This window comes from Demequina maris, from assembly GCF_000971155.1.
GTDB lineage: Bacteria > Actinomycetota > Actinomycetes > Actinomycetales > Demequinaceae > Demequina > Demequina maris.
Genome location: NZ_BBLX01000013.1, coordinates 32105 through 49754, shown reverse-complemented (window position 1 = coordinate 49754; position 17650 = coordinate 32105). Strand labels below are relative to the sequence as shown.

Genomic DNA, 17650 nt, shown 5'->3' with positions numbered 1-17650 from the left:
TATGAGAGCGTTTACAGTTCTGCGTATGACGGAAGCCATCAGCGCCGATCGTCAGCTGTCGGTCCTCCGCGACCTCGCCGAGCGCGAGCTGTCCCGCGGGATCCTGCCCTTCTGGGAGGCGCACGCCTTCGCGGACGACGGGACCCTGCGTGGAGGCGTCAGCGACGATCTCGACTACCTCGACGACCTGCCGCGCCACGCGGTGCTCGCCGCCCGCATCCTGTGGACCTTCTCGGCCGCGGCCGAGGCCCTGCCCGCCCAGCGCGAGCGTCACCTCGCGACCGCGCGCCGCGCGCTCGACGTGCTCGTCGGGCCGATGTGGGACCCGCAGCACGGCGGCGTGTTCTGGTCGCTCGGGCCCGACGGCTCGGTGCTCGACGACCGCAAGCAGGTCTACGCCCAGGCCTTCGCCGTCTACGGACTCGCCCGCTGGGCGCGGGTGGCGGACGACGACGCCGCGCTCGAGAGGGCGCTGTGGCTGGCCGGCGCGCTCGACGCCTCGGCCCGGGACCTCGAGTTCGGCGGCTACGTCGAGGCGCTCGCCCGCGACTGGTCGCCCACGACCCGGCTCGCGCTGTCGGAGCTCGACCCCGACGTGCCGAAGTCGATGAACACCAACCTCCACGTGCTCGAGGCGCTCACCGAGCTGTTGCGCGCATCCGCCGACCTCGCCGTCCGCGAGTCGCTGGAGACGCTGCTGCGCACCACCCTCGACTGCATCGTCGCGGACGCGCCCTTCGCGCACTGCAAGCTGTACTTCGACGAGTCCTGGGACCCCCGCTCCGACGGCGTGTCCTACGGCCACGACATCGAGACCTCGTGGCTCCTGTGGGACGCGTGGGAGACGCTCGCGCGGCACGGCCTCGCCGACGCCGACCTCGAGTGGCGCACCCGCGAGGCGTCGCTCGGCCTCGCCGAGGCGGTGCGCGCCCGCGGCGTCGACGCCGACGGCGCCGTGCTCTACGCCGGCACCCCGGACGGCCCCACCGACCGCGACCGCCACTGGTGGCCGCAGGCCGAGGGCGTCGTGGGCTGGCTCAACGCCTTCCAGCTCGGCGGCCGCGCCGAGGACCGTCACGCCGTGATCCGCACCTGGGACTTCATCGAGACCCACGTGAAGGACCACGAGCACGGCGAGTGGTTCGCGCGGCTCGGGCCCGACAACCGGCCCCTGTCGGGCGGCACCGGGGACCTCAAGATGGGGCCCTGGAAGTGCCCTTACCACAACGCCCGCGCCTGCCTGGAGGTCCTCCGCCGCATCGAGGCGTGACCCCTAGGCTGGGGGCGTGACCAGGATCATCGCGGGCCGCTGGGGCGGTCGTCGCCTCGCGGTGCCGCCCCGCGGCACCCGTCCCACGACCGACCGCGTGCGCGAGGCCGTGTTCAGCCGCCTCGACCACGGCGACCACCTGCGCGGCGCGCGCGTGCTCGACCTGTTCGCGGGCTCGGGCGCGCTCGGCTTCGAGGCCCTCAGCCGCGGCGCGGCTCACGCGACCCTGGTCGAGGCGGACGCGCGCGCCGTCGGTGTGCTGCGCTCGAACGCCCGCGACCTCTCCGCCGGGGCGGACGCGCGCGTGGTCAAGGAGCGCGTGCGCCCGTTCCTGTCGCACGACGCCGAGCCCTGGGACGTCATCCTGCTCGACCCGCCCTACGACATCGTTCCCGGCGAGCTCGCGGCGGTGCTCGAGTCGGTGGGGGAGCGCCTCGCGCCGGGCGGCGTCGTCGTGCTCGAGTGGGCGTCGCGCGCCGGCGCCGCGCCGTGGCCGGCCTCGCTCGCGCCGGTCGCGTCGAAGGCCTACGGCGAGACCGCGATCCACTACGCGACGCACGCGGCGCCGGAGTTGGACGCCGATGCCGACGGCGGTAGCGTCGAGGCATGACAACGGCAGTCTTCCCTGGCACGTTCGACCCGATGACGTGGGGGCATGTCGACATCGCGACGAGGGCGCGGTCGATGTTCTCCAAGGTCGTGATCGCGGTCGCCCACAACTCGACCAAGACGCCGCTGCTCGACCTCGACACGCGCGTCGCGCTCGCCCGCCGGGCCACCGAGCCGCTGGACGGCGTCGAGGTGGTGCCCGTCGAGGGCCTGCTCGTCGACTTCTGCAAGGGCATCGGCGCGGGAGTGATCGTCAAGGGCCTGCGCGGCGGCGCCGACTACGACTACGAGCGCCCGATGGCGCTCATGAACCGCTCGCTCACCGGCATCGAGACGGTCTTCATCACGGGGGACAACGCGCTCAGCCACGTCGCCTCGTCGCTCGTGAGGGACGTGGCGCGCCACGGCGGCTCGATCGGCCGCTACGTGCCGGACGGCGTGGTCGACGCGGTGGCGGCGGCGCTGGCGGCCGAGCGCGCGAGCTGAGAAAGGCCGCGCCCTGGACGGACGCTGGCCGCTGTTCCTTCGGGGAGCTCAGCGACGGTTCTGAGCAGTTCTCGACTCCCACGGGGAGCTCACCGACGGCGCCGTCAATCAGCTCCCCGCAGGAGTCCGAGACTGCCTGAAACCGTCGCTCACTTCCCCGGAGGCGGCCCGTGATGGTGGGACAAGGCGCCGCCCGTCCTCACGCGCGTGCGAGGATGGAGCCTCGGCCGGCTCGATGAGTTGGCCGAATCCGCCCGCATCGCGTACAGTTGTGGGCTGGCCCTGCCGACAGGTGCGGGCCGAGGTCCCCGCGGACCGGAACGACCAGGAGGCGCGTGTGGCTCACACTTCACGCCCTGCTCCCTCGCCGTACACCTTCTCAGTTCGAGACATCGTGCGGCGCCCGGGTGCGCAGAGGCTTGTCTCCGAGGCCTTCCCGGCCCCCGCGGTCCTCGGCACCGATCTGATCGCAGTGCCCGAAGGCGCGGAGGTGCGGCTCGACCTGAGCCTCGAATCCGTGCAGGAGGGCATCTGGGTCTCCGGAACCGTCCACGGGACGGCGATCGGGGAGTGCGGACGGTGCCTGGACGAGGTGCGGCGAGAGATCGCCGCCCCGGTCCAAGGACTGTTCGAGTACCCCGACTCGCGTACCGCAGGCGACGAGGAGGGCTCGGAGGACGTGTTCGAGTTCGACGGTGAGAACCTCGAGCTCGAAGAGGTGGTGCGAGACGCGGTGGTGACGAGCCTCCCGTTCACACCGCTGTGTGACCCGGACTGCCCGGGGCTGTGCGACCAGTGCGGTGCGCGGCTCGCGGACGACCCGGATCACGCGCATGAGGTGCTGGACCCGAGGTGGGCCGCCCTGAAGAGTTTGACCGACGAGAAAGAGAGTTAGCCGTGGCTGTTCCGAAGCGCAAGATGTCGCGCAGCAACACGCGTGCACGTCGCTCGCAGTGGAAGACGACCGCTGCCAACCTTTCGACGTGCCCCCAGTGCAAGGCCGACAAGCTGCAGCACACCGCGTGCCCGTCGTGCGGTGCCTACAACGGGCGCCAGTACGTCGAGGCGCTGCGCACCGAGCACGCTGGCTGAGGCACCACGCCTCACGGCGTGAATGACGAGCATGAGCATTCCAGGGCAGCAGGCAGCTGACGCCCTGATCAGCAGGTTGGGTGTCCACGTGGACCCCGACCTGCTGGTGCTCGCGCTCACCCACCGCTCGTTCGCCTACGAGGCCGGAGGCCTCCCGACGAACGAGCGTTTGGAGTTTCTGGGCGACTCCGTCCTCGGCATCGTCGTGACGGACCGCCTGTACCACGCGCACCCCGACCTCCCCGAGGGCGAGCTCGCGAAGATGCGCGCCGCCTGCGTCTCGCAGCGGGCCCTCGCAGTCGTCGCGCGCGAGATCGGCCTGGGCCCCTGCATCCTGCTGGGCAAGGGCGAGAAGGCCACGGGCGGCAACGACAAGGACTCGATCCTGTGCGACGCCTTCGAGGCGATCCTCGGCGCCGTCTACCTCACGCACGGCATCGACACCGCGCGCGACGTGGTGCTGCGCCTGGTCGGCCCCAGCCTCGAGGCCGCCGCCACCTCCGGCGTCGCGCTCGACTGGAAGACGTCGCTCCAGGAGGCCTGCGCCGAGCGCGGCCTCGGCAGCCCCGTCTACGAGGTCACCGGCGAGGGCCCGGACCACGCGCGCCGCTTCACCGCCACCGTCCTCATCGCCGGCGACCCGAAGGGCTCCGGCACCGGCACCGCGAAGAAGCACGCCGAGCAGGACGCCGCAGCGGAGGCGTACGCCGCCCTCACCGAGGGCTGATGCCCGAGCTCCCCGAGGTGGAGACGGTCCGCCGCGGCCTCGCCTCCCTCGTCACCGGCGCCCGCATCGTGCGCGCCGACGTCCTCCGCGACTCGTGCGTCCGCCTGCTCCCGGGCGGTCCCGCGGAGTTCTCCGCGGAGGTCACCGGCCTCGTGCTGTCCCGGTGGGTCCGCCGCGGCAAGTTCCTGTGGGCCGAGCTCGCGCCCGAGCCCGGGGACGATGCGCCCCTCCTCGCGCTCTCCGCCCACCTGGGCATGTCGGGCCAGTTCCGCGTCCACACCGACGCCCCGGAGCCGCACCGCCACTGCCGCGCGCGCCTCACGCTCGCCGCGCCGGACCTCACGCTCGACTTCCTCGACCAGCGCACGTTCGGCTACCTGCACGTCGAGCCGCTCGTCCCCACGCCCGACGGCGGGCCCGGGGGAGAGAGCACGCCGCTGCCGCTGCTGCCGTCGTCCGTCGCGCACATCGGCCGCGACGCCCTCGACCCCGCGCTGGACGATGCGGCGGCCGCCCGGGCGCTGCGGCGCGGCAGCCGCGGCATCAAGCAGGTGCTGCTCGACCAGACCGTCGTGAGCGGGCTGGGCAACATCTACGCCGACGAGGCGCTGTGGCTCGCCCGCGTCCACCCCGAGCGTCCCGCCCACGCCGTCACCGCATCGTCCGCCCGCACGCTGCTGGACGCCGGCCGCGAGGTGATGGGCCGCGCGCTCGCGCAGGGCGGCACGTCCTTCGACGCGCTCTACGTCAACGTCAACGGCGAGTCCGGCTACTTCTCGCGCTCCCTCGAGGCCTACGGGCGCGCGGGCGAGCCGTGCGCCCGCTGCGGGTCGCTGCTGCGCCGCGAGACGATCGGGGGCCGCTCGACCCATTGGTGCCCGCGGTGCCAGCGCCGATGGAGCGCGCGTCGCAAGGGTCCCGGGTCCTAGGACCGGGGTAGCATTCTCCTTATGTCTGACATCACCGTGCTGGTCCTCGACGACCACGAGGTCGTCCGCCGTGGCATCTGCGACATCCTCGAGCGGGCCGACGGCATCGCCGTCGTCGCCGAGGCCTCGACGGTCGCGCAGGCGGTCCGCCGCGCCGAGGCCGTGCGCCCCCAGGTGATCCTGTCCGACCTGCGCCTGCCGGACGGCACGGGCCTCGACGTGATCAACCACGTGCGCGCCAAGCTGCCCGAGACGCACATCGTCGTGCTCACCAGCTACGACGACGACGAGGCGCGTGCCGCCGCCCGCAACGCCGGCGCCGACGTGTTCCTCGCCAAGACCGCGGACTCGCACGAGGTCCTCAAGGCCGTCCGCGACGCCGCGAGCGGCCGCGAGCACGGCCAGCACATCTCCGTGCACGAGGACGACGTGGTCGCACGCCTCACGCCGATGGAGCGCCGCGTGCTCGACCTCGTCGGCGCGGGCCTCGCGAACCGCGAGATCGCGGAGAAGCTCGGCATCGCCGAGAAGACCGTGAAGAACCACGTGACGAGCGTGCTGGCCAAGATGGGCCTGCAGCGCCGCACCCAGGTGGTCGCGTGGGCGACCGCCAAGCGCGCGCACTCCTTCCGCGGCTAGCCTGCGGCGGCGCACAGCAGCCCCGGGCCGTGCACCCCTCCACACAGGGATGACGCTGCTCCACACGGGACCCCCGATGTGAACGAGAACATGCCCGGATCGCTGCGGATCCGGGCATGTCTGTGTCGAGAGGCGCCCGCGGGGCGAGGGGCGGAAGTCGCTACCCCTGACCCTCGACGTTCCACTCGGCGTACGTGCCGGGGCGCGACGAGCCCGGGCGCGACGGCGCGAGCGTGAACGTGCCGTTGCGGCGCAGCGCGCGGTTCGCGAGGTTGGACGTGCCCGAGTGGCGGTTGGTCGCGCCGCCGGGGCCGATGCCGTCGTCCACCACGGACACCACGAGCCGCCCCTCGGCGCCCGAGATCTCCATGTAGACCGACGTCGCCTCCGCGTGGCGCGCGACGTTGGAGAGCATCTCGCGCACCACCGCGACGACGTCGTCCGACAGCGACGGCTCGCCCGCGATCGCGTGCGATACCTCCGCCCAGTCGACCTTGACGCGCGGCGCGAAGCCCATCGAGTCCGTCGCCATCACGATCTCGCGGCGGATGCGCTCCGAGATCGGCTCGGACGTGCGCTGCCCGGCCAGCGAGCTCATGACGCCGCGCACCTCGTGCTGCGCGCGCTTGACGTGGTCGAGCGTGCGCATGAGCCGGGTCGCGATGCGGGGCTCGACGTCGTGCGCGACGGACTCGAGCTGCATCGCGGTCGCGAACAGCTCCTGCGAGACGAAGTCGTGGAGGTCGTCCGCGAGACGCTGGCGCTCCTCGAGGAGCGTGGTCTTGCTCTTCACGTGCGACAGCTCGGCCACGGACAGCGCCATGGCGGCCTGCGTCGCGAACCGCTGCGCGATCTCGAGGTCCTCCGCGGTGAACGACGCCATGCCGCGGTCGCGCCACAGCATGAGCAGGCCCACGGGGCGGTGCTCGGCGCTCAGCGGCGCGTACATGGTGGGGCCGAAGGACTGGACGGCGTCGAGCACGATCGATCCGGGCGGCTCGGTCGACGTCACGCCCTGGCCGGAGCGGATCACCTCGATGGCGCGGCCCTCGGCCGGCAGCTCGAGGCCCAGCAGCTCGCCCGAGCGGGGCCCCGAGGTGATCTCCATGGTCCAGCTGCCGTCGACGCCGGGCAGCACTAGCGCCGCGTTGACCGCGCCCGCGAGGTCCTTCGCCGACTCGACGATGGTCTCGAAGACCTCCTCGTCGCCCGGGTCCGCGAGCAGCGCCGTGGTGATGTCCTGCGAGGCCGTCAGCCAGCGTTCGCGCGCAAGCGCCTTCTCGTACAGCTGCGCGTTGTCGATCGCGACCGAGGCGGCGGCGGCGAGCGCCTCGACGGAGGCCTCGTCGTCGGCGGTGAACTCGCCGGGCTTGCTCGCGAGGTACAGGTAGCCGAACACGCTCCCGCGCACCTTGAGCGCGGTGCCGAGGAACGAGCCCATCGGCGGGTGGTGCTTGGGCATGCCCTGGAACGCGGGGTGCTGCGTGAGGTCGGCGAGCACGAGCGTGCCCTCGTCGGGGATCTGGCCGAGCACGCCGACAGCGTTCGGCGCGCGCTGGATGTGCTCCCACACGCCGGACGGGATGCCCTTGTAGTGGAACTCGACGCTGATGCCCTCCTCGTCGAGGACGTTGATCGCCGCGTACCTCGCGCCGGTCTGGTCGATCAGCGCCGTGAGGAACATGTCGAGCGTGTGCGCGAGGTCGAGCTCGAGGTTGAGCGAGACGATCGCGTCGGTCATCGCGTCCGACAAGCGCGACTCCTTCCGAGGGGCAGGTTCAGTCATCGAGGCTCACCACCGCGTCCGCAAGGTCCAGGATCGAGAGGTCGTGGGTGACGAGGACAACCGTACGGCCCTCCGCGCGCATCCGTGACACGAACGCCCGCAGGGCGTCCGCGCCGGCATCGTCGAGGTGCTCCGCCGGCTCGTCGACCAGCGCGACCGGCGCGGGTGCCAGGCCGGCGCGCGCGAGCAGCAGCCGCCGCCGCTCGCCGCCCGACACGGACCTCCCGCCGGCGCCCAGCTCGGTGTCGAGGCCCTCGGGCAGCCCGCGCACCCAGCCGTCGAGGCCGACCAGCGCGAGCGCCTCCCACGCCTGCTCCTCCGAGACGTCGCCGCGGGCCACGCGCAGGTTCTCCAGCACCGTGGTGCCGAAGATGTGCGCGTCCTCGGCCGTCATCGCGACGACCGTGCCGGTGTCCGCGGGGGAGGACGGCTCGCCGTCGAGCGTGACGGCGCCCGCGGCGGGCGGCAGCGCGCCCGCGATCGTGGTGAGCAGCGTCGTCTTGCCCACCCCGGAGCGGCCGACGACCGCGAGCACCTGGCCCGGCTCGACCCGCGCGCTCACCGGCGGCGTGGGCGTCATGCCCGGCCAGGCGACGCTCAGCGCGTCGAGGGCGAGGGACGATGCGGCGGGCGCCTCCCGCGGCACGGTCGCGTCGCCCGCGCCGGGCCCGTCGACGAGCTCGGCGAGGCGGCGCGCCGCCGCGGCCGAGCGGAAGTACTGCATGATCGCGGCCGGCACCGCGCCCACCGCCTCGAAGGCCGCGAGCGGGAGCAGCGCCACGACCGCGGCGGACGGCCCGTCGAGGTCCCCCGAGCGCACCGCGAGCACGCCGAGCGCGACCAGCGCGACGAGCGCGACGCCCGAGAACAGCGCCTGGAAGCCGGCCGCCCATGCGGCGGGGCGGGCCGCGAGCTCGTGCGCGTGCTCGGCGTCGCGGTCGGCGCCGCGCAGCGCCTCGGCGGCGTCGTCGAGCGTGCCCCACACGCGGTGCTCGGTCGCGCCGTCCATCGCGGACAGCGCGGCGGCGGACACCTCGGCGTGGGCCTTGGCCCCGGCCACGGCGGCGATGCGCGCTGCGCGGGCGGTGAGGACCGCGGGCACGACGCCCGCGAGCACGAGGCAGACCCCGAGCGCGAGGCCCGCGACCGGCAGCAGGAGCGCGACGATCCCGACGGAGATCGCGGAGACGGTCGCGGCGACGCCGAGCGGGATGATCGCGCGCACCACGGCATCGCCGATCGCGTCGAGGTCCGCGCCCATGCGCGCCACGATGTCGCCGCGGCGCAGGCCGAGCACGGTGCCGGCGCCCGAGCGCGCGAGGCGGTCGTACGCGCGCTCCCGGAGCGTCACCACGCCCCGCAGCGCCGCATCGTGCGACGCGAGCCGCTCGAGGTAGCGGAACAGGCCGCGCGAGATGCCGAAGAAGCGCACCACGGTGGCCGCGAGGGCGACGTCGGCGGGCGAGGGCATCTGCGCGGCCTTGGCGATGAGCCAGGCGGCGACGGCGGCGAGGCCCACCGCCGAGCCGAGCGCCATCGTGCCCGCGAGGATCGCGCGCGTGATCGCCCAGCGGCTCACGCCGGTGTCGCGGATCGCCTCGCGCAGGAGGGCGAGGTCGGAGGCGTCGCGGCGGCTCACGAGGCCACCTCCACGCGGGCCGCGGTGACCTCGACGACCGCGTCGGCGGCCTCGAGCACCTCGGCCTCGTGCGTCGCGACGACGACGGTCGCGCCCGCGGCGGCGAGGTCGCGCATGCGCGCGATCACCTCGCCGCGCGAGGCGCGGTCGAGGTGCGAGGTCGGCTCGTCGAGCAGCACGAGCGGCCGCCCGGACTCGAACGCCCGCGCCAGGGCCCGCCGCTGCCGCTGGCCCAGCGACAGCGTGCGGCCGGCGGGGCCGAGGTCCGGGCGCTGCGGCACCCACGCGACCTGGGCGAGCCAGGACGGCTCGTCCACCGCCGCATCGTCCCGCAGCACGGGCGCGCCGCCCACGGCGACCGTGCCGGCGTCCGGCGCGAGCAGGCCGGTGAGCGCGAGCAGGGCCGTCGACTTGCCCTCGCCGTTCGGGCCGCGCAGCGCGGTGATCGCGCCGGGCGCGGCGGTGAAGGTGAGGGGGCCGGGCGCGAGGCGGGTGCCGTCGGGGGTCGCGACCGCGAGGCCCGTCACGGTGAGCGGGGCGCCGCGCAGGTCGGGCGCCTGCCCGAGCGGCGTGCGGGCGCGGGCCGGGTCCTCCTCGTCGAGCAGCGTGAACGCCGCGTCGGCGGCGGCGAGGCCGTCCGCGGAGGCGTGGAAGTGCGTGCCGACGTTGCGCAGCGGCAGGTAGACCTCGGGCGCGAGCACGAGCACCGCCAGCGCGGTCTCGATGCCGATCTCCCCGGCGATCAGCCGGAAGCCCATGGTGACGGCCACGATCGCGACGGACAGCGTCGTGAGGAGCTCGAGCACCATGCCCGACAGGAACGCCACGCGCAACGAGCCCATGGTGGCGCGGCGCTGCGCGTCGCCGAGCTCGCGCACGCGCGCCGCGGGGCCCCGCTCGCGGCCCAGCGCCTTGAGCGTCGGGAGGCCCTCGATGAGGTCGAGCGTGCGCGCGCCGAGGCGCTGCATCGCCTCGAGGTGCCTCGCGGAGCGCTCCTGCGTCACCAGCCCGACGAGGATCATGAACACCGGCACCAGCGGCAGGGTCACGATCACGATGACCGCCGACAGCCAGTCGAGGCCGAGCACCACGACGAGCATCACGGGCGTCACGGTGACCGCGAGGGCCAGCTGCGGGAGGTAGCGCACGAAGTAGGGGAGCAGGTCGTCGAGCCCGCGGGTGACGAGCGTCGCGACCTCGGCGGTGCGGCCGCCGGCCGCCCAGCGCGGGCCGCGGGTGGCGACGTGGTCGACCACCATCTCGCGAAGCTGCGAGATGACGCGGACGCCCGCGCGGTGCGCGAGGCGCTCCTGCAGCCAGGCGACGGCGGTGCGGGCGAGCACCACGGCCGCCAGCACGGCGAGGCCGGTCGCGGGCGTGCGGGCGCCCTCGGGGACGATGCGGCCCCACCAGTGGAGGCCGTCGTCGGCGAGCGGGGCGGGGGACAGGATCGGCGCGAGGAGGCGGGCGATGACGAGGGCCTGCACGAGGATGAGCAGGGCCGTGACAAAGCCCAGGCCCGCCGTCACGAGGATGTGGCGGCGGGCCGGGCCGATCCGGCGGACGAGCCGCGGATCGAGAGGCTTCATCGAGCCGGTCAGCCCTTCATGAAGGTCAGCTCGTTGTGCTCCGGGATGTGCTCCATCGACAGGCGCTTGCGGAACACCCAGTACGTCCATGCCTGGTAGGCGAGCACGACCGGCGTCATGATCACGGCGACCCAGGTCATGACGGTGAGCGTGTAGTCGGTGGAGGAGGCGTTGTCGATCGTGAGCGAGTTCGCCTCGTCGATCGCCGGCATGACGTTCGGGTACATCGCGCCGAAGATCAGGATGACGGCGCCGACGACGGCGACGCCGTTGGCGATGAACGCCCACCCGAAGCGGCCCCGGAGCGTCGAGAACCACGCGCCGACCAGCGCGACCGCGGCGAGGACGACGGCGCCCCAGGTCCACGTGTTGCGCGAGTACGCGAGCTGCGCCCACACGGCCCACACGCCGGCGACCACGATCGTGACGAGCGACGCCTTGCGGGCGAAGGCCTCGGCACGCTCACGGATCTCGCCGTCGGTCTTGAGCGACAGGAAGATCGCGCCGTGCGACAGGAACAGCGTGAGCGTCACGGCGCCGCCCAGGAGGGCGAACGGGCTGAGCAGGTCGAAGAAGTTGCCGACGTACTGGTGCTCGGCGTCGAGGTTGACGCCGCGGACCAGGTTGGCGAAGGCGACGCCCCACAGGATCGCGGGGACCCAGGCCGAGCCGATGATGACCCAGTCCCAGCGGCCGCGCCACGTCTCGTCGTTGATCTTGCCGCGGTACTCGATCGCGACCGCGCGGACGATGAGCGCGAGCAGGATGAGCAGCAGCGGCAGGTAGAAGCCGGAGAACATGGTGGCGTACCACTCGGGGAAGGCGGCGAAGGTCGCGCCGCCCGCGGTGAGCAGCCACACCTCGTTGCCGTCCCACACGGGGCCGATGGTGTTGAGCACCACGCGGCGCCCCTTGTTGGACTTGCCGATGATCGGCATGAGCATGCCGACGCCGAAGTCGAAGCCCTCGAGCACCAGGTAGCCGGTCCACAGGACCGCGATGAGGATGAACCAGACGAGTGCGAGATCCATGAGCGGGGACTCCTTAGTACGCGAAGGACAGCGGCGTGGACTGGTCGTCGTCCTTGCGGACCACGGGCTCCTCGACCTCGGGCGCGCCCTCGACGGCGTACCGCTGGATGAGCCTGAACCAGAAGACGCCGAGGACGGCGTACACCACGGTGAACGTGATCATCGAGGTGAGGACCTCGCCCATGGAGACCGACGTCGAGTAGCCGAACATCGTCATGAGGAAGATCTGGTCGGAGCCTGTCGGGTTGGGCGCCACCACGAAGGGCTGGCGGCCCATCTCCGTGAAGATCCAGCCGAAGCTCGCCGCGAGGTACGGCATCGGCAGGGACACGATCGCGAGGGTCTTCATCCAGCCCGGCATCGCGGTGCGCTTCTTGCGGGTGAACCACAGGATGCCCAGCGCGAGCGCCGCGGAGAAGGCCGCGAGCCCGATCATCAGGCGGAACGACCAGTAGGTCACCGCGAGGTTGGGCTGGTAGTGGATCTCCTCGCCGTCGGGCGTGGTCGCGCCGTAGCGCTCGGAGTAGGTCTCCTGGAGCTCGTCGAGGCCGGTGACCTCGCCGTCCCACGAGCTGGTCGCGAGGAACGACAGCAGGCCCGGGATCTCGATGATGTTGTTGACCTCGGTGCAGTCCGTGGTGCCGAGCTCGCCGATCGCGAGCACCGAGAACGCCGCGGAGTCTTCCGTGTGGCACAGCGCCTCGGCGGCGGCCATCTTGATGGGCTGCTGCTCGAACATGAGCTTCGCCTGGAGGTCGCCCGTGATGATGAGGCCGACGCCGGAGATGATCATGACCCACGCGCCGAAGCGGGCGGCCGTGCGGTACATGCCGAGGTCCTTGTGCTCCGCGTCCTCGCGGTGCTTGCGGACCATCCAGTAGACGGCGATGCCGGAGATGAACGTGCCGGCCACCAGGAACGCCGTCGAGATGACGTGGGGGAACGCGACGAGCGTGGTGTTGTTCGTCAGCACCGCACCGATGTCGGTCATCTCCGCGCGGCCGGTCTCGGGGTTGTACTCGGCGCCCACCGGGTGCTGCATCCACGAGTTCGCCGCGATGATGAAGTACGCGGACAGCACGGTGCCGATCGAGAAGCACCACACCGTGAGCAGGTGCAGCTTCTTGGGCAGGCGGTCCCAGCCGAAGATCCACAGGCCTAGGAACGTCGACTCGAGGAAGAACGCGAGCAGCGCCTCCATCGCGAGCGGGGCGCCGAAGACGTCGCCGACGAAGCGCGAGTACTCGGACCAGTTCATGCCGAACTGGAACTCCTGCACGATGCCGGTCGCGACGCCGAGCGCGAAGTTGATGAGCAGCAGCTTGCCGTAGAACTTCGTGAGGCGCAGCCACTTCTCGTTGCCGGTGCGCACCCACGCGGTCTGCATGATCGCGACGAGGACCGACAGGCCGATCGTGAGGGGGACGAGGACGAAGTGGTAGACGGTCGTGATGCCGAACTGCCACCGTGCAAGCTCTAGAGCTTCCATGGGACGGGGACCTCCTAGGTGTTCTAAGCGCAAAACCTACTCGGGAGGGCGTTTTCGCGCACCAGGACCAAGGTCCCTCACGAGGTCACGACTCCGTATCGGACCAGCGCCGTTGCCGGGGCCCGGGGCGGCGGTGCGACGCGCGCCGCGCGGGGGCGGTTTCCCGGTTTCCGAGGTCCCTGTGACACAATGGCCCATAGGTCAGGCACCCAGCCACACCGGGTGCCCACCGCGCGACAGACGCAGCGAGGACGCAGCTGCCAGTCCCGACAGATCCCGCAGGCCTACAGGCCGCACGCGGAGAAAACGGGGATGGGCGCTCGAGATCGCCGCTGTCCGCCGCGACCAGCAGACTTCCGTGGCCACGAAGAGTGAGCCGCGAACGACGATGAGGTCGGGACCGCGTGTGGGCGGTCCCGATTCGAGGTACCCGCCTTGAGCGAGGAAAGCACCGCAGCACCCGAGAGCACCGTCTCCGCACCGATCTTCCAGGCGCCCGAGCCCACCCGCTCGCGCCGCGCCTCCGCCCCCGCCGGCCCGCCGGCGTCGGCGACCCCGCCGCCCGCCTCCCCCTTCTCGGCTCCCGAGGCGCCCGCGGCTCCCGCCGAGGACACGTCCGCCGACGAGGCCCCCAAGGCCAAGCGCTCCGGCGGCAAGGGCTCGGGCGGCAAGGCGTCCGGCGGCAAGTCCGCCGGCGCGAAGAAGAAGGCCAAGAAGCCGCAGGACGGCGAGGCGGAGGCCGAGGCCCCCGCCGAGAAGAAGCAGGACGCGGAGCAGAAGGACGCCGAGGGCACCCGTCCCGCGCCCCGCCAGCGCCGCCGCGCGACCTCCGACGGCACCGCCGAGCAGCCCGCGGACGCCGAGCAGGCGACCGCGGCCGACGACCAGTCCGGCGAGCCCGAGGGCGACGACTCCGAGGGCGGCTCGCCGCGCCGGCGCCGTCGCCGCGGCGGCCGTGGTCGCGGCAAGAAGAAGCCCACCGACGGCGGCGAGGCCGCCGAGGGCGCCGAGGGCGACGCATCGTCCGACGACGCGCCCGCCAAGGCCGAGGGCGACGACTCCGCCGACGCCGCGGCGTCGGAGGGCGACGACTCGTCGGACGACGCCGAGGGTGAGGGCGGCTCGCGCCGTCGTCGCCGCCGCAGCCGCGGCTCGCGCTCGTCTTCGTCGTCCGGTTCGTCCTCGTCCGGCGACGACCAGCTGCAGGGCTCCACGCGCCTGCAGGCCAAGCGTCAGCGCCGCCGCGACTCCCGCGACGGCCAGCGCCGCCGCCCCGTGATCTCCGAGGCCGAGTTCCTCGCCCGCCGCGAGTCCGTCAAGCGCTCGATGGTCGTCCGCGAGAAGGACAGCCGCGTGCAGATCGCCGTGCTCGAGGACGATGTGCTGGTCGAGCACTACGTGTCCCACCAGGCGCAGCAGTCGATGGCGGGCAACGTCTACCTGGGCCGCGTCCAGAACGTGCTGCCCGGCATGGAGGCCGCGTTCGTCGACATCGGCCGCGGCCGCAACGCCGTGCTCTACGCCGGCGAGGTCAACTGGGACGCCGCGGGCCTCGAGGGCAAGGCCAAGCGCATCGAGCTCGCGCTCAAGCCGGGCGACACCGTCATGGTGCAGGTCACCAAGGACCCGATCGGCCACAAGGGCGCCCGCGTCACCTCGCAGATCTCGCTCGCGGGCCGCTTCCTCGTCTACGTGCCGGCCGGCGGCGTCACCGGCATCAGCCGCAAGCTCCCCGACACCGAGCGCAACCGCCTCAAGAAGCTGCTGCGCGAGGTCATCCCCTCCGACGCGGGCGTCATCGTGCGCACCGCGGCCGAGGGCGCCTCGGAGGACGAGCTGCGCGCCGACGTCGAGCGCCTCAAGCGCCAGTGGCAGACCATCCTCGACGAGTCGAAGCCCGGCACCAAGGCGCCGAAGCTGCTGCGCGGCGAGCCCGACATGGCCATCCGCGTGGTCCGCGACATCTTCAACGAGGACTTCGACTCGCTCACGATCCAGGGCGACGACACGTGGAACTCGCTCTCCATGTACGTGGGCCAGGTCGCACCCGACCTCATGCCGCGCCTGCACAAGTTCGCGGGCGACCGCGACGTGTTCGCGGAGTCCCGCATCGACGAGCAGCTCGCGAAGGGCATGGACCGCAAGGTCTGGCTGCCCTCGGGCGGCTCGCTCGTCATCGACCGCACCGAGGCGATGACGGTCATCGACGTCAACACGGGCAAGTTCGTCGGCAAGGGCGGCACGCTCGAGGAGACGATGACCCTCAACAACCTCGAGGCCGCCGAGGAGATCGTCCGCCAGCTCCGCCTGCGCGACATCGGCGGCATCATCGTCATCGACTTCGTCGACATGCTGCTCGAGGCCAACCGCGACCGCGTGCTGCGCCGCCTCATCGAGTGCCTGGGCCGCGACCGCACCAAGCACCAGGTGGCCGAGGTCACGTCGCTCGGGCTCGTGCAGATGACCCGCAAGCGCGTGGGCCAGGGCCTGGTCGAGGCGTTCTCCGAGACCTGCGACCACTGCAAGGGCCGCGGCTTCCTGGTCCACGGCGAGCCCGTGGCCGAGGCGAGCGAGAAGCAGCCCGAGCAGCGCCGATCGCGCGGCTCGCGCGGCGGCCAGCAGCAGGGCAAGGGCCAGAACCAGCAGAACCAGCAGCAGCAGAAGCCGCAGCAGGAGAAGCAGGACAAGCCCGAGCCGGAGAAGGACGCGCACGCGCACGCCCCGGTCCACGGCGAGACGCACGCGCTCGACGACCGCGAGGAGGCCCGGGCCGCCGTCAAGGCGACGCTCGCCTCGATCGCCGCGGCCGCCGAGAAGGCGCACCACCACGAGGACCACGACGAGGTCGTGACCGACGCGGGTGACGCCGAGCGCCACATCGACGTCCCGATCGTGCTGCCCGAGTCGGGTCAGGACGAGAAGCCGGCCGCCGACGAGGCGCCGAGCGAGGGCTCCTCGCAGGAGTGACGCGACAGCAGTTCGTGTTCGAGGCGCGCCATGCGGCGCGCCTCGACGCGTCTCCGGGGGCGATCCGTGCCGCCGCGCTCGACGTCGCGTGGTCCGGTACCGCGGTGGGCTACGCGGTCCGCGACGTCGTCGAGTCCGTGCCGGGCGTGCCGTACCGGTGGACGACCGTCGCGCGGTCGGGGATCGTGCGGCAGCGCAACGCGACGTCGCTCGTGTCGGCCGATCCGGTCGTGATGCGCAGCGAGGCCAGCGGCGGCGCGCTCGTGCAGACCTCGACGCTGCACGTCGAGCCCGCGCGCGGGACGGACGGGCGCACCGCCGTCGAGTGGCGCCTGCGCGTCGAGCTGTCGCTGCGCGACCCGCTCAGCCGGCTGCTCCAGCGCGCGCTCGCGCCCAGCACCACCCGGTCGCTCGAGCGCGAGCTCGCGCGCCAGGTGACCCGCTGGGCGGCGGCCGTCGAGGCGCGCGCGGCGCACGCGCCCGCCTGACCCGGCCCGCGCATCGTCCCCCCGGCCCCACCGGGACAGTGGCATCGGAATCCGTCCCGACGCGCCGGGTAGAATGGCCCCGGTACCCCGTTCCCTCGGCGTGTCGCGGTGAAGTCCGTCCGCAGTGTCGGGAGGGGAGGGGTGCGCGACACTCCCGGTTTGACCCGAGACGGGTCGAGCGGGTACATTTGTACGTCGGCGCGCCAAGCGCTGAGGCCCTGCCTGCGCCCTCATCGGGAGCGGCTGCGGCAGGAATCTGACCCCCTCACGGGGTACAACAACGAGTTTCACGAGGAATAGATCATGGTGTACGCGATTGTGAAGGCCGGTGGCCGCCAGGAGAAGGTCTCCGTTGGCGACATCGTCGTGGTCGACCGTCTGAAGGCTGACGCCGGGTCGACCGTCGAGCTCGCTCCGGTGCTGCTCGTCGATGGTGACAAGGTGACCGCCGACGCGAAGGCGCTGTCCAAGGTCAAGGTGACCGCCGAGGTCGTGCGCGACGAGCGCGGCCCGAAGATCACCATCCTCAAGTACAAGAACAAGACTGGCTACCGGAAGCGCATTGGTCACCGTCAGGACCTCACGCGCCTCAAGGTCACCGGTATCAAGTAAGCGAGGAGACACTCATGGCACACAAGAAGGGCGCGAGCTCCTCGCGCAACGGTCGTGACTCGAACGCCCAGTACCTGGGCGTGAAGCGCTTCGGTGGCGAGGTCGTCAACGCGGGCGAGATCATCGTCCGCCAGCGTGGCACCCACTTCCACCCGGGCAACAACGTCGGCCGCGGCAAGGATGACACCCTGTTCGCGCTGGCCGCCGGTTCGGTCCAGTTCGCTCAGCGTCGTGGCCGCAAGGTCGTCGACATCGTCGAGGCGTAAGCACTCGACACCCACACTTCGGTCAGGGGCG

At 72.5% G+C, this 17650-nt stretch carries 16 protein-coding genes and 1 pseudogene; 12 read left to right on the top strand and 5 right to left on the bottom strand.

Annotated elements, in window-relative coordinates; all coding sequences use genetic code 11:
• The first annotated feature begins 25 nt into the window (after positions 1 to 25).
• The 8 genes from AOM02_RS12740 to AOM02_RS12705 all read left to right on the top strand — a co-directional run bounded on the left by AOM02_RS12740 (position 26) and on the right by AOM02_RS12705 (position 5752).
• The gene (locus AOM02_RS12740; protein ID WP_062299840.1) at positions 26 to 1270 is read left to right on the top strand and encodes an AGE family epimerase/isomerase; all 1245 of its coding nucleotides are present in this window, start codon (positions 26 to 28) and stop codon (positions 1268 to 1270) included.
• A gap of 16 nt (positions 1271 to 1286) precedes the next feature.
• Entirely contained in the window at positions 1287 to 1880 is a 594-nt protein-coding gene (gene rsmD / locus AOM02_RS12735) for a 16S rRNA (guanine(966)-N(2))-methyltransferase RsmD (RefSeq protein WP_062299837.1), read from the top strand.
• A complete protein-coding gene (gene coaD / locus AOM02_RS12730) occupies positions 1877 to 2365 on the top strand; it encodes a pantetheine-phosphate adenylyltransferase (RefSeq protein WP_062299833.1) in 489 nt (162 codons plus the stop codon). The genes rsmD and coaD overlap by 4 nt, the downstream gene beginning before the upstream one ends.
• A 490-nt stretch (positions 2366 to 2855) precedes the next feature.
• Positions 2856 to 3260 carry a YceD family protein gene (locus AOM02_RS12725; RefSeq protein ID WP_369344910.1) on the top strand — a complete coding sequence of 135 codons (405 nt, stop codon included), beginning with the start codon at positions 2856 to 2858 and terminating at the stop codon, positions 3258 to 3260.
• A 2-nt stretch (positions 3261 to 3262) separates the two neighbouring features.
• Positions 3263 to 3457 (top strand): 50S ribosomal protein L32, encoded by a 195-nt coding sequence (gene rpmF / locus AOM02_RS12720; RefSeq protein ID WP_042216516.1) that lies wholly within the window; start codon positions 3263 to 3265, stop codon positions 3455 to 3457.
• A 22-nt stretch (positions 3458 to 3479) separates the two neighbouring features.
• Positions 3480 to 4184 carry a ribonuclease III gene (gene rnc / locus AOM02_RS12715; protein WP_439644646.1) on the top strand — a complete coding sequence of 235 codons (705 nt, stop codon included), beginning with the start codon at positions 3480 to 3482 and terminating at the stop codon, positions 4182 to 4184.
• On the top strand, positions 4184 to 5113 hold the full coding sequence (gene mutM, locus AOM02_RS12710) for a bifunctional DNA-formamidopyrimidine glycosylase/DNA-(apurinic or apyrimidinic site) lyase (protein WP_062299826.1): 930 nt from the start codon (positions 4184 to 4186) through the stop codon (positions 5111 to 5113). The genes rnc and mutM overlap by 1 nt, the downstream gene beginning before the upstream one ends.
• Before the next feature lie 21 nt (positions 5114 to 5134).
• The gene (locus AOM02_RS12705) at positions 5135 to 5752 is read left to right on the top strand and encodes a response regulator (RefSeq protein ID WP_062299823.1); all 618 of its coding nucleotides are present in this window, start codon (positions 5135 to 5137) and stop codon (positions 5750 to 5752) included.
• 160 nt (positions 5753 to 5912) lie between these two features.
• Here AOM02_RS12705 and AOM02_RS12700 read toward each other — a convergent pair whose 3' ends face one another.
• From AOM02_RS12700 to AOM02_RS12680, 5 genes are read right to left on the bottom strand one after another with little or no spacing between them, the layout of a single operon-like run.
• Positions 5913 to 7505, bottom strand: a complete 1593-nt coding sequence (locus AOM02_RS12700; protein ID WP_062299820.1) for a GAF domain-containing sensor histidine kinase — start codon at positions 7503 to 7505, stop codon at positions 5913 to 5915.
• A 25-nt stretch (positions 7506 to 7530) separates the two neighbouring features.
• A complete protein-coding gene (gene cydC / locus AOM02_RS12695; protein ID WP_062299817.1) occupies positions 7531 to 9177 on the bottom strand; it encodes a thiol reductant ABC exporter subunit CydC in 1647 nt (548 codons plus the stop codon).
• Entirely contained in the window at positions 9174 to 10766 is a 1593-nt protein-coding gene (locus tag AOM02_RS12690) for an ABC transporter ATP-binding protein/permease (RefSeq protein ID WP_062299813.1), read from the bottom strand. The genes cydC and AOM02_RS12690 overlap by 4 nt, the downstream gene beginning before the upstream one ends.
• Positions 10767 to 10774: 8 nt before the next feature.
• Positions 10775 to 11797 carry a cytochrome d ubiquinol oxidase subunit II gene (cydB, locus tag AOM02_RS12685; RefSeq protein ID WP_062299811.1) on the bottom strand — a complete coding sequence of 341 codons (1023 nt, stop codon included), beginning with the start codon at positions 11795 to 11797 and terminating at the stop codon, positions 10775 to 10777.
• A gap of 13 nt (positions 11798 to 11810) precedes the next feature.
• On the bottom strand, positions 11811 to 13286 hold the full coding sequence (locus AOM02_RS12680) for a cytochrome ubiquinol oxidase subunit I (RefSeq protein ID WP_062299808.1): 1476 nt from the start codon (positions 13284 to 13286) through the stop codon (positions 11811 to 11813).
• Between the two features lie 435 nt (positions 13287 to 13721).
• Between AOM02_RS12680 and AOM02_RS12675 the strand changes: the two are divergent.
• From AOM02_RS12675 to rpmA, 4 genes and pseudogenes are all read left to right on the top strand, one after another.
• Positions 13722 to 16253 (top strand): annotated as a pseudogene (locus AOM02_RS12675) (Rne/Rng family ribonuclease); the annotation flags it as partial.
• A complete protein-coding gene (locus AOM02_RS12670; RefSeq protein WP_062299804.1) occupies positions 16250 to 16741 on the top strand; it encodes a hypothetical protein in 492 nt (163 codons plus the stop codon). The pseudogene AOM02_RS12675 and the gene AOM02_RS12670, both read left to right, overlap by 4 nt.
• Positions 16742 to 17044: 303 nt before the next feature.
• The gene (gene rplU, locus AOM02_RS12665; RefSeq protein ID WP_062299802.1) at positions 17045 to 17353 is read left to right on the top strand and encodes a 50S ribosomal protein L21; all 309 of its coding nucleotides are present in this window, start codon (positions 17045 to 17047) and stop codon (positions 17351 to 17353) included.
• Between the two features lie 14 nt (positions 17354 to 17367).
• Positions 17368 to 17619, top strand: a complete 252-nt coding sequence (rpmA, locus tag AOM02_RS12660; protein WP_062299800.1) for a 50S ribosomal protein L27 — start codon at positions 17368 to 17370, stop codon at positions 17617 to 17619.
• Positions 17620 to 17650: the final 31 nt, after the last annotated feature.

What these genes read in the sequence shown, in the direction of transcription:
- AOM02_RS12740 (WP_062299840.1), top strand. Translation starts at nt 26, where the DNA reads ATGACGGAAGCCATCAGCGCCGATCGTCAGCTGTCGGTCCTCCGCGAC.
- coaD (WP_062299833.1), top strand. Translation starts at nt 1,877, where the DNA reads ATGACAACGGCAGTCTTCCCTGGCACGTTCGACCCGATGACGTGGGGG.
- rnc (WP_439644646.1), top strand. Translation starts at nt 3,480, where the DNA reads ATGACGAGCATGAGCATTCCAGGGCAGCAGGCAGCTGACGCCCTGATC.
- mutM (WP_062299826.1), top strand. Translation starts at nt 4,184, where the DNA reads ATGCCCGAGCTCCCCGAGGTGGAGACGGTCCGCCGCGGCCTCGCCTCC.
- AOM02_RS12705 (WP_062299823.1), top strand. Translation starts at nt 5,135, where the DNA reads ATGTCTGACATCACCGTGCTGGTCCTCGACGACCACGAGGTCGTCCGC.
- AOM02_RS12690 (WP_062299813.1), bottom strand. Translation starts at nt 10,766, where the DNA reads ATGAAGCCTCTCGATCCGCGGCTCGTCCGCCGGATCGGCCCGGCCCGC.
- cydB (WP_062299811.1), bottom strand. Translation starts at nt 11,797, where the DNA reads ATGGATCTCGCACTCGTCTGGTTCATCCTCATCGCGGTCCTGTGGACC.
- AOM02_RS12680 (WP_062299808.1), bottom strand. Translation starts at nt 13,286, where the DNA reads ATGGAAGCTCTAGAGCTTGCACGGTGGCAGTTCGGCATCACGACCGTC.
- rplU (WP_062299802.1), top strand. Translation starts at nt 17,045, where the DNA reads ATGGTGTACGCGATTGTGAAGGCCGGTGGCCGCCAGGAGAAGGTCTCC.
- rpmA (WP_062299800.1), top strand. Translation starts at nt 17,368, where the DNA reads ATGGCACACAAGAAGGGCGCGAGCTCCTCGCGCAACGGTCGTGACTCG.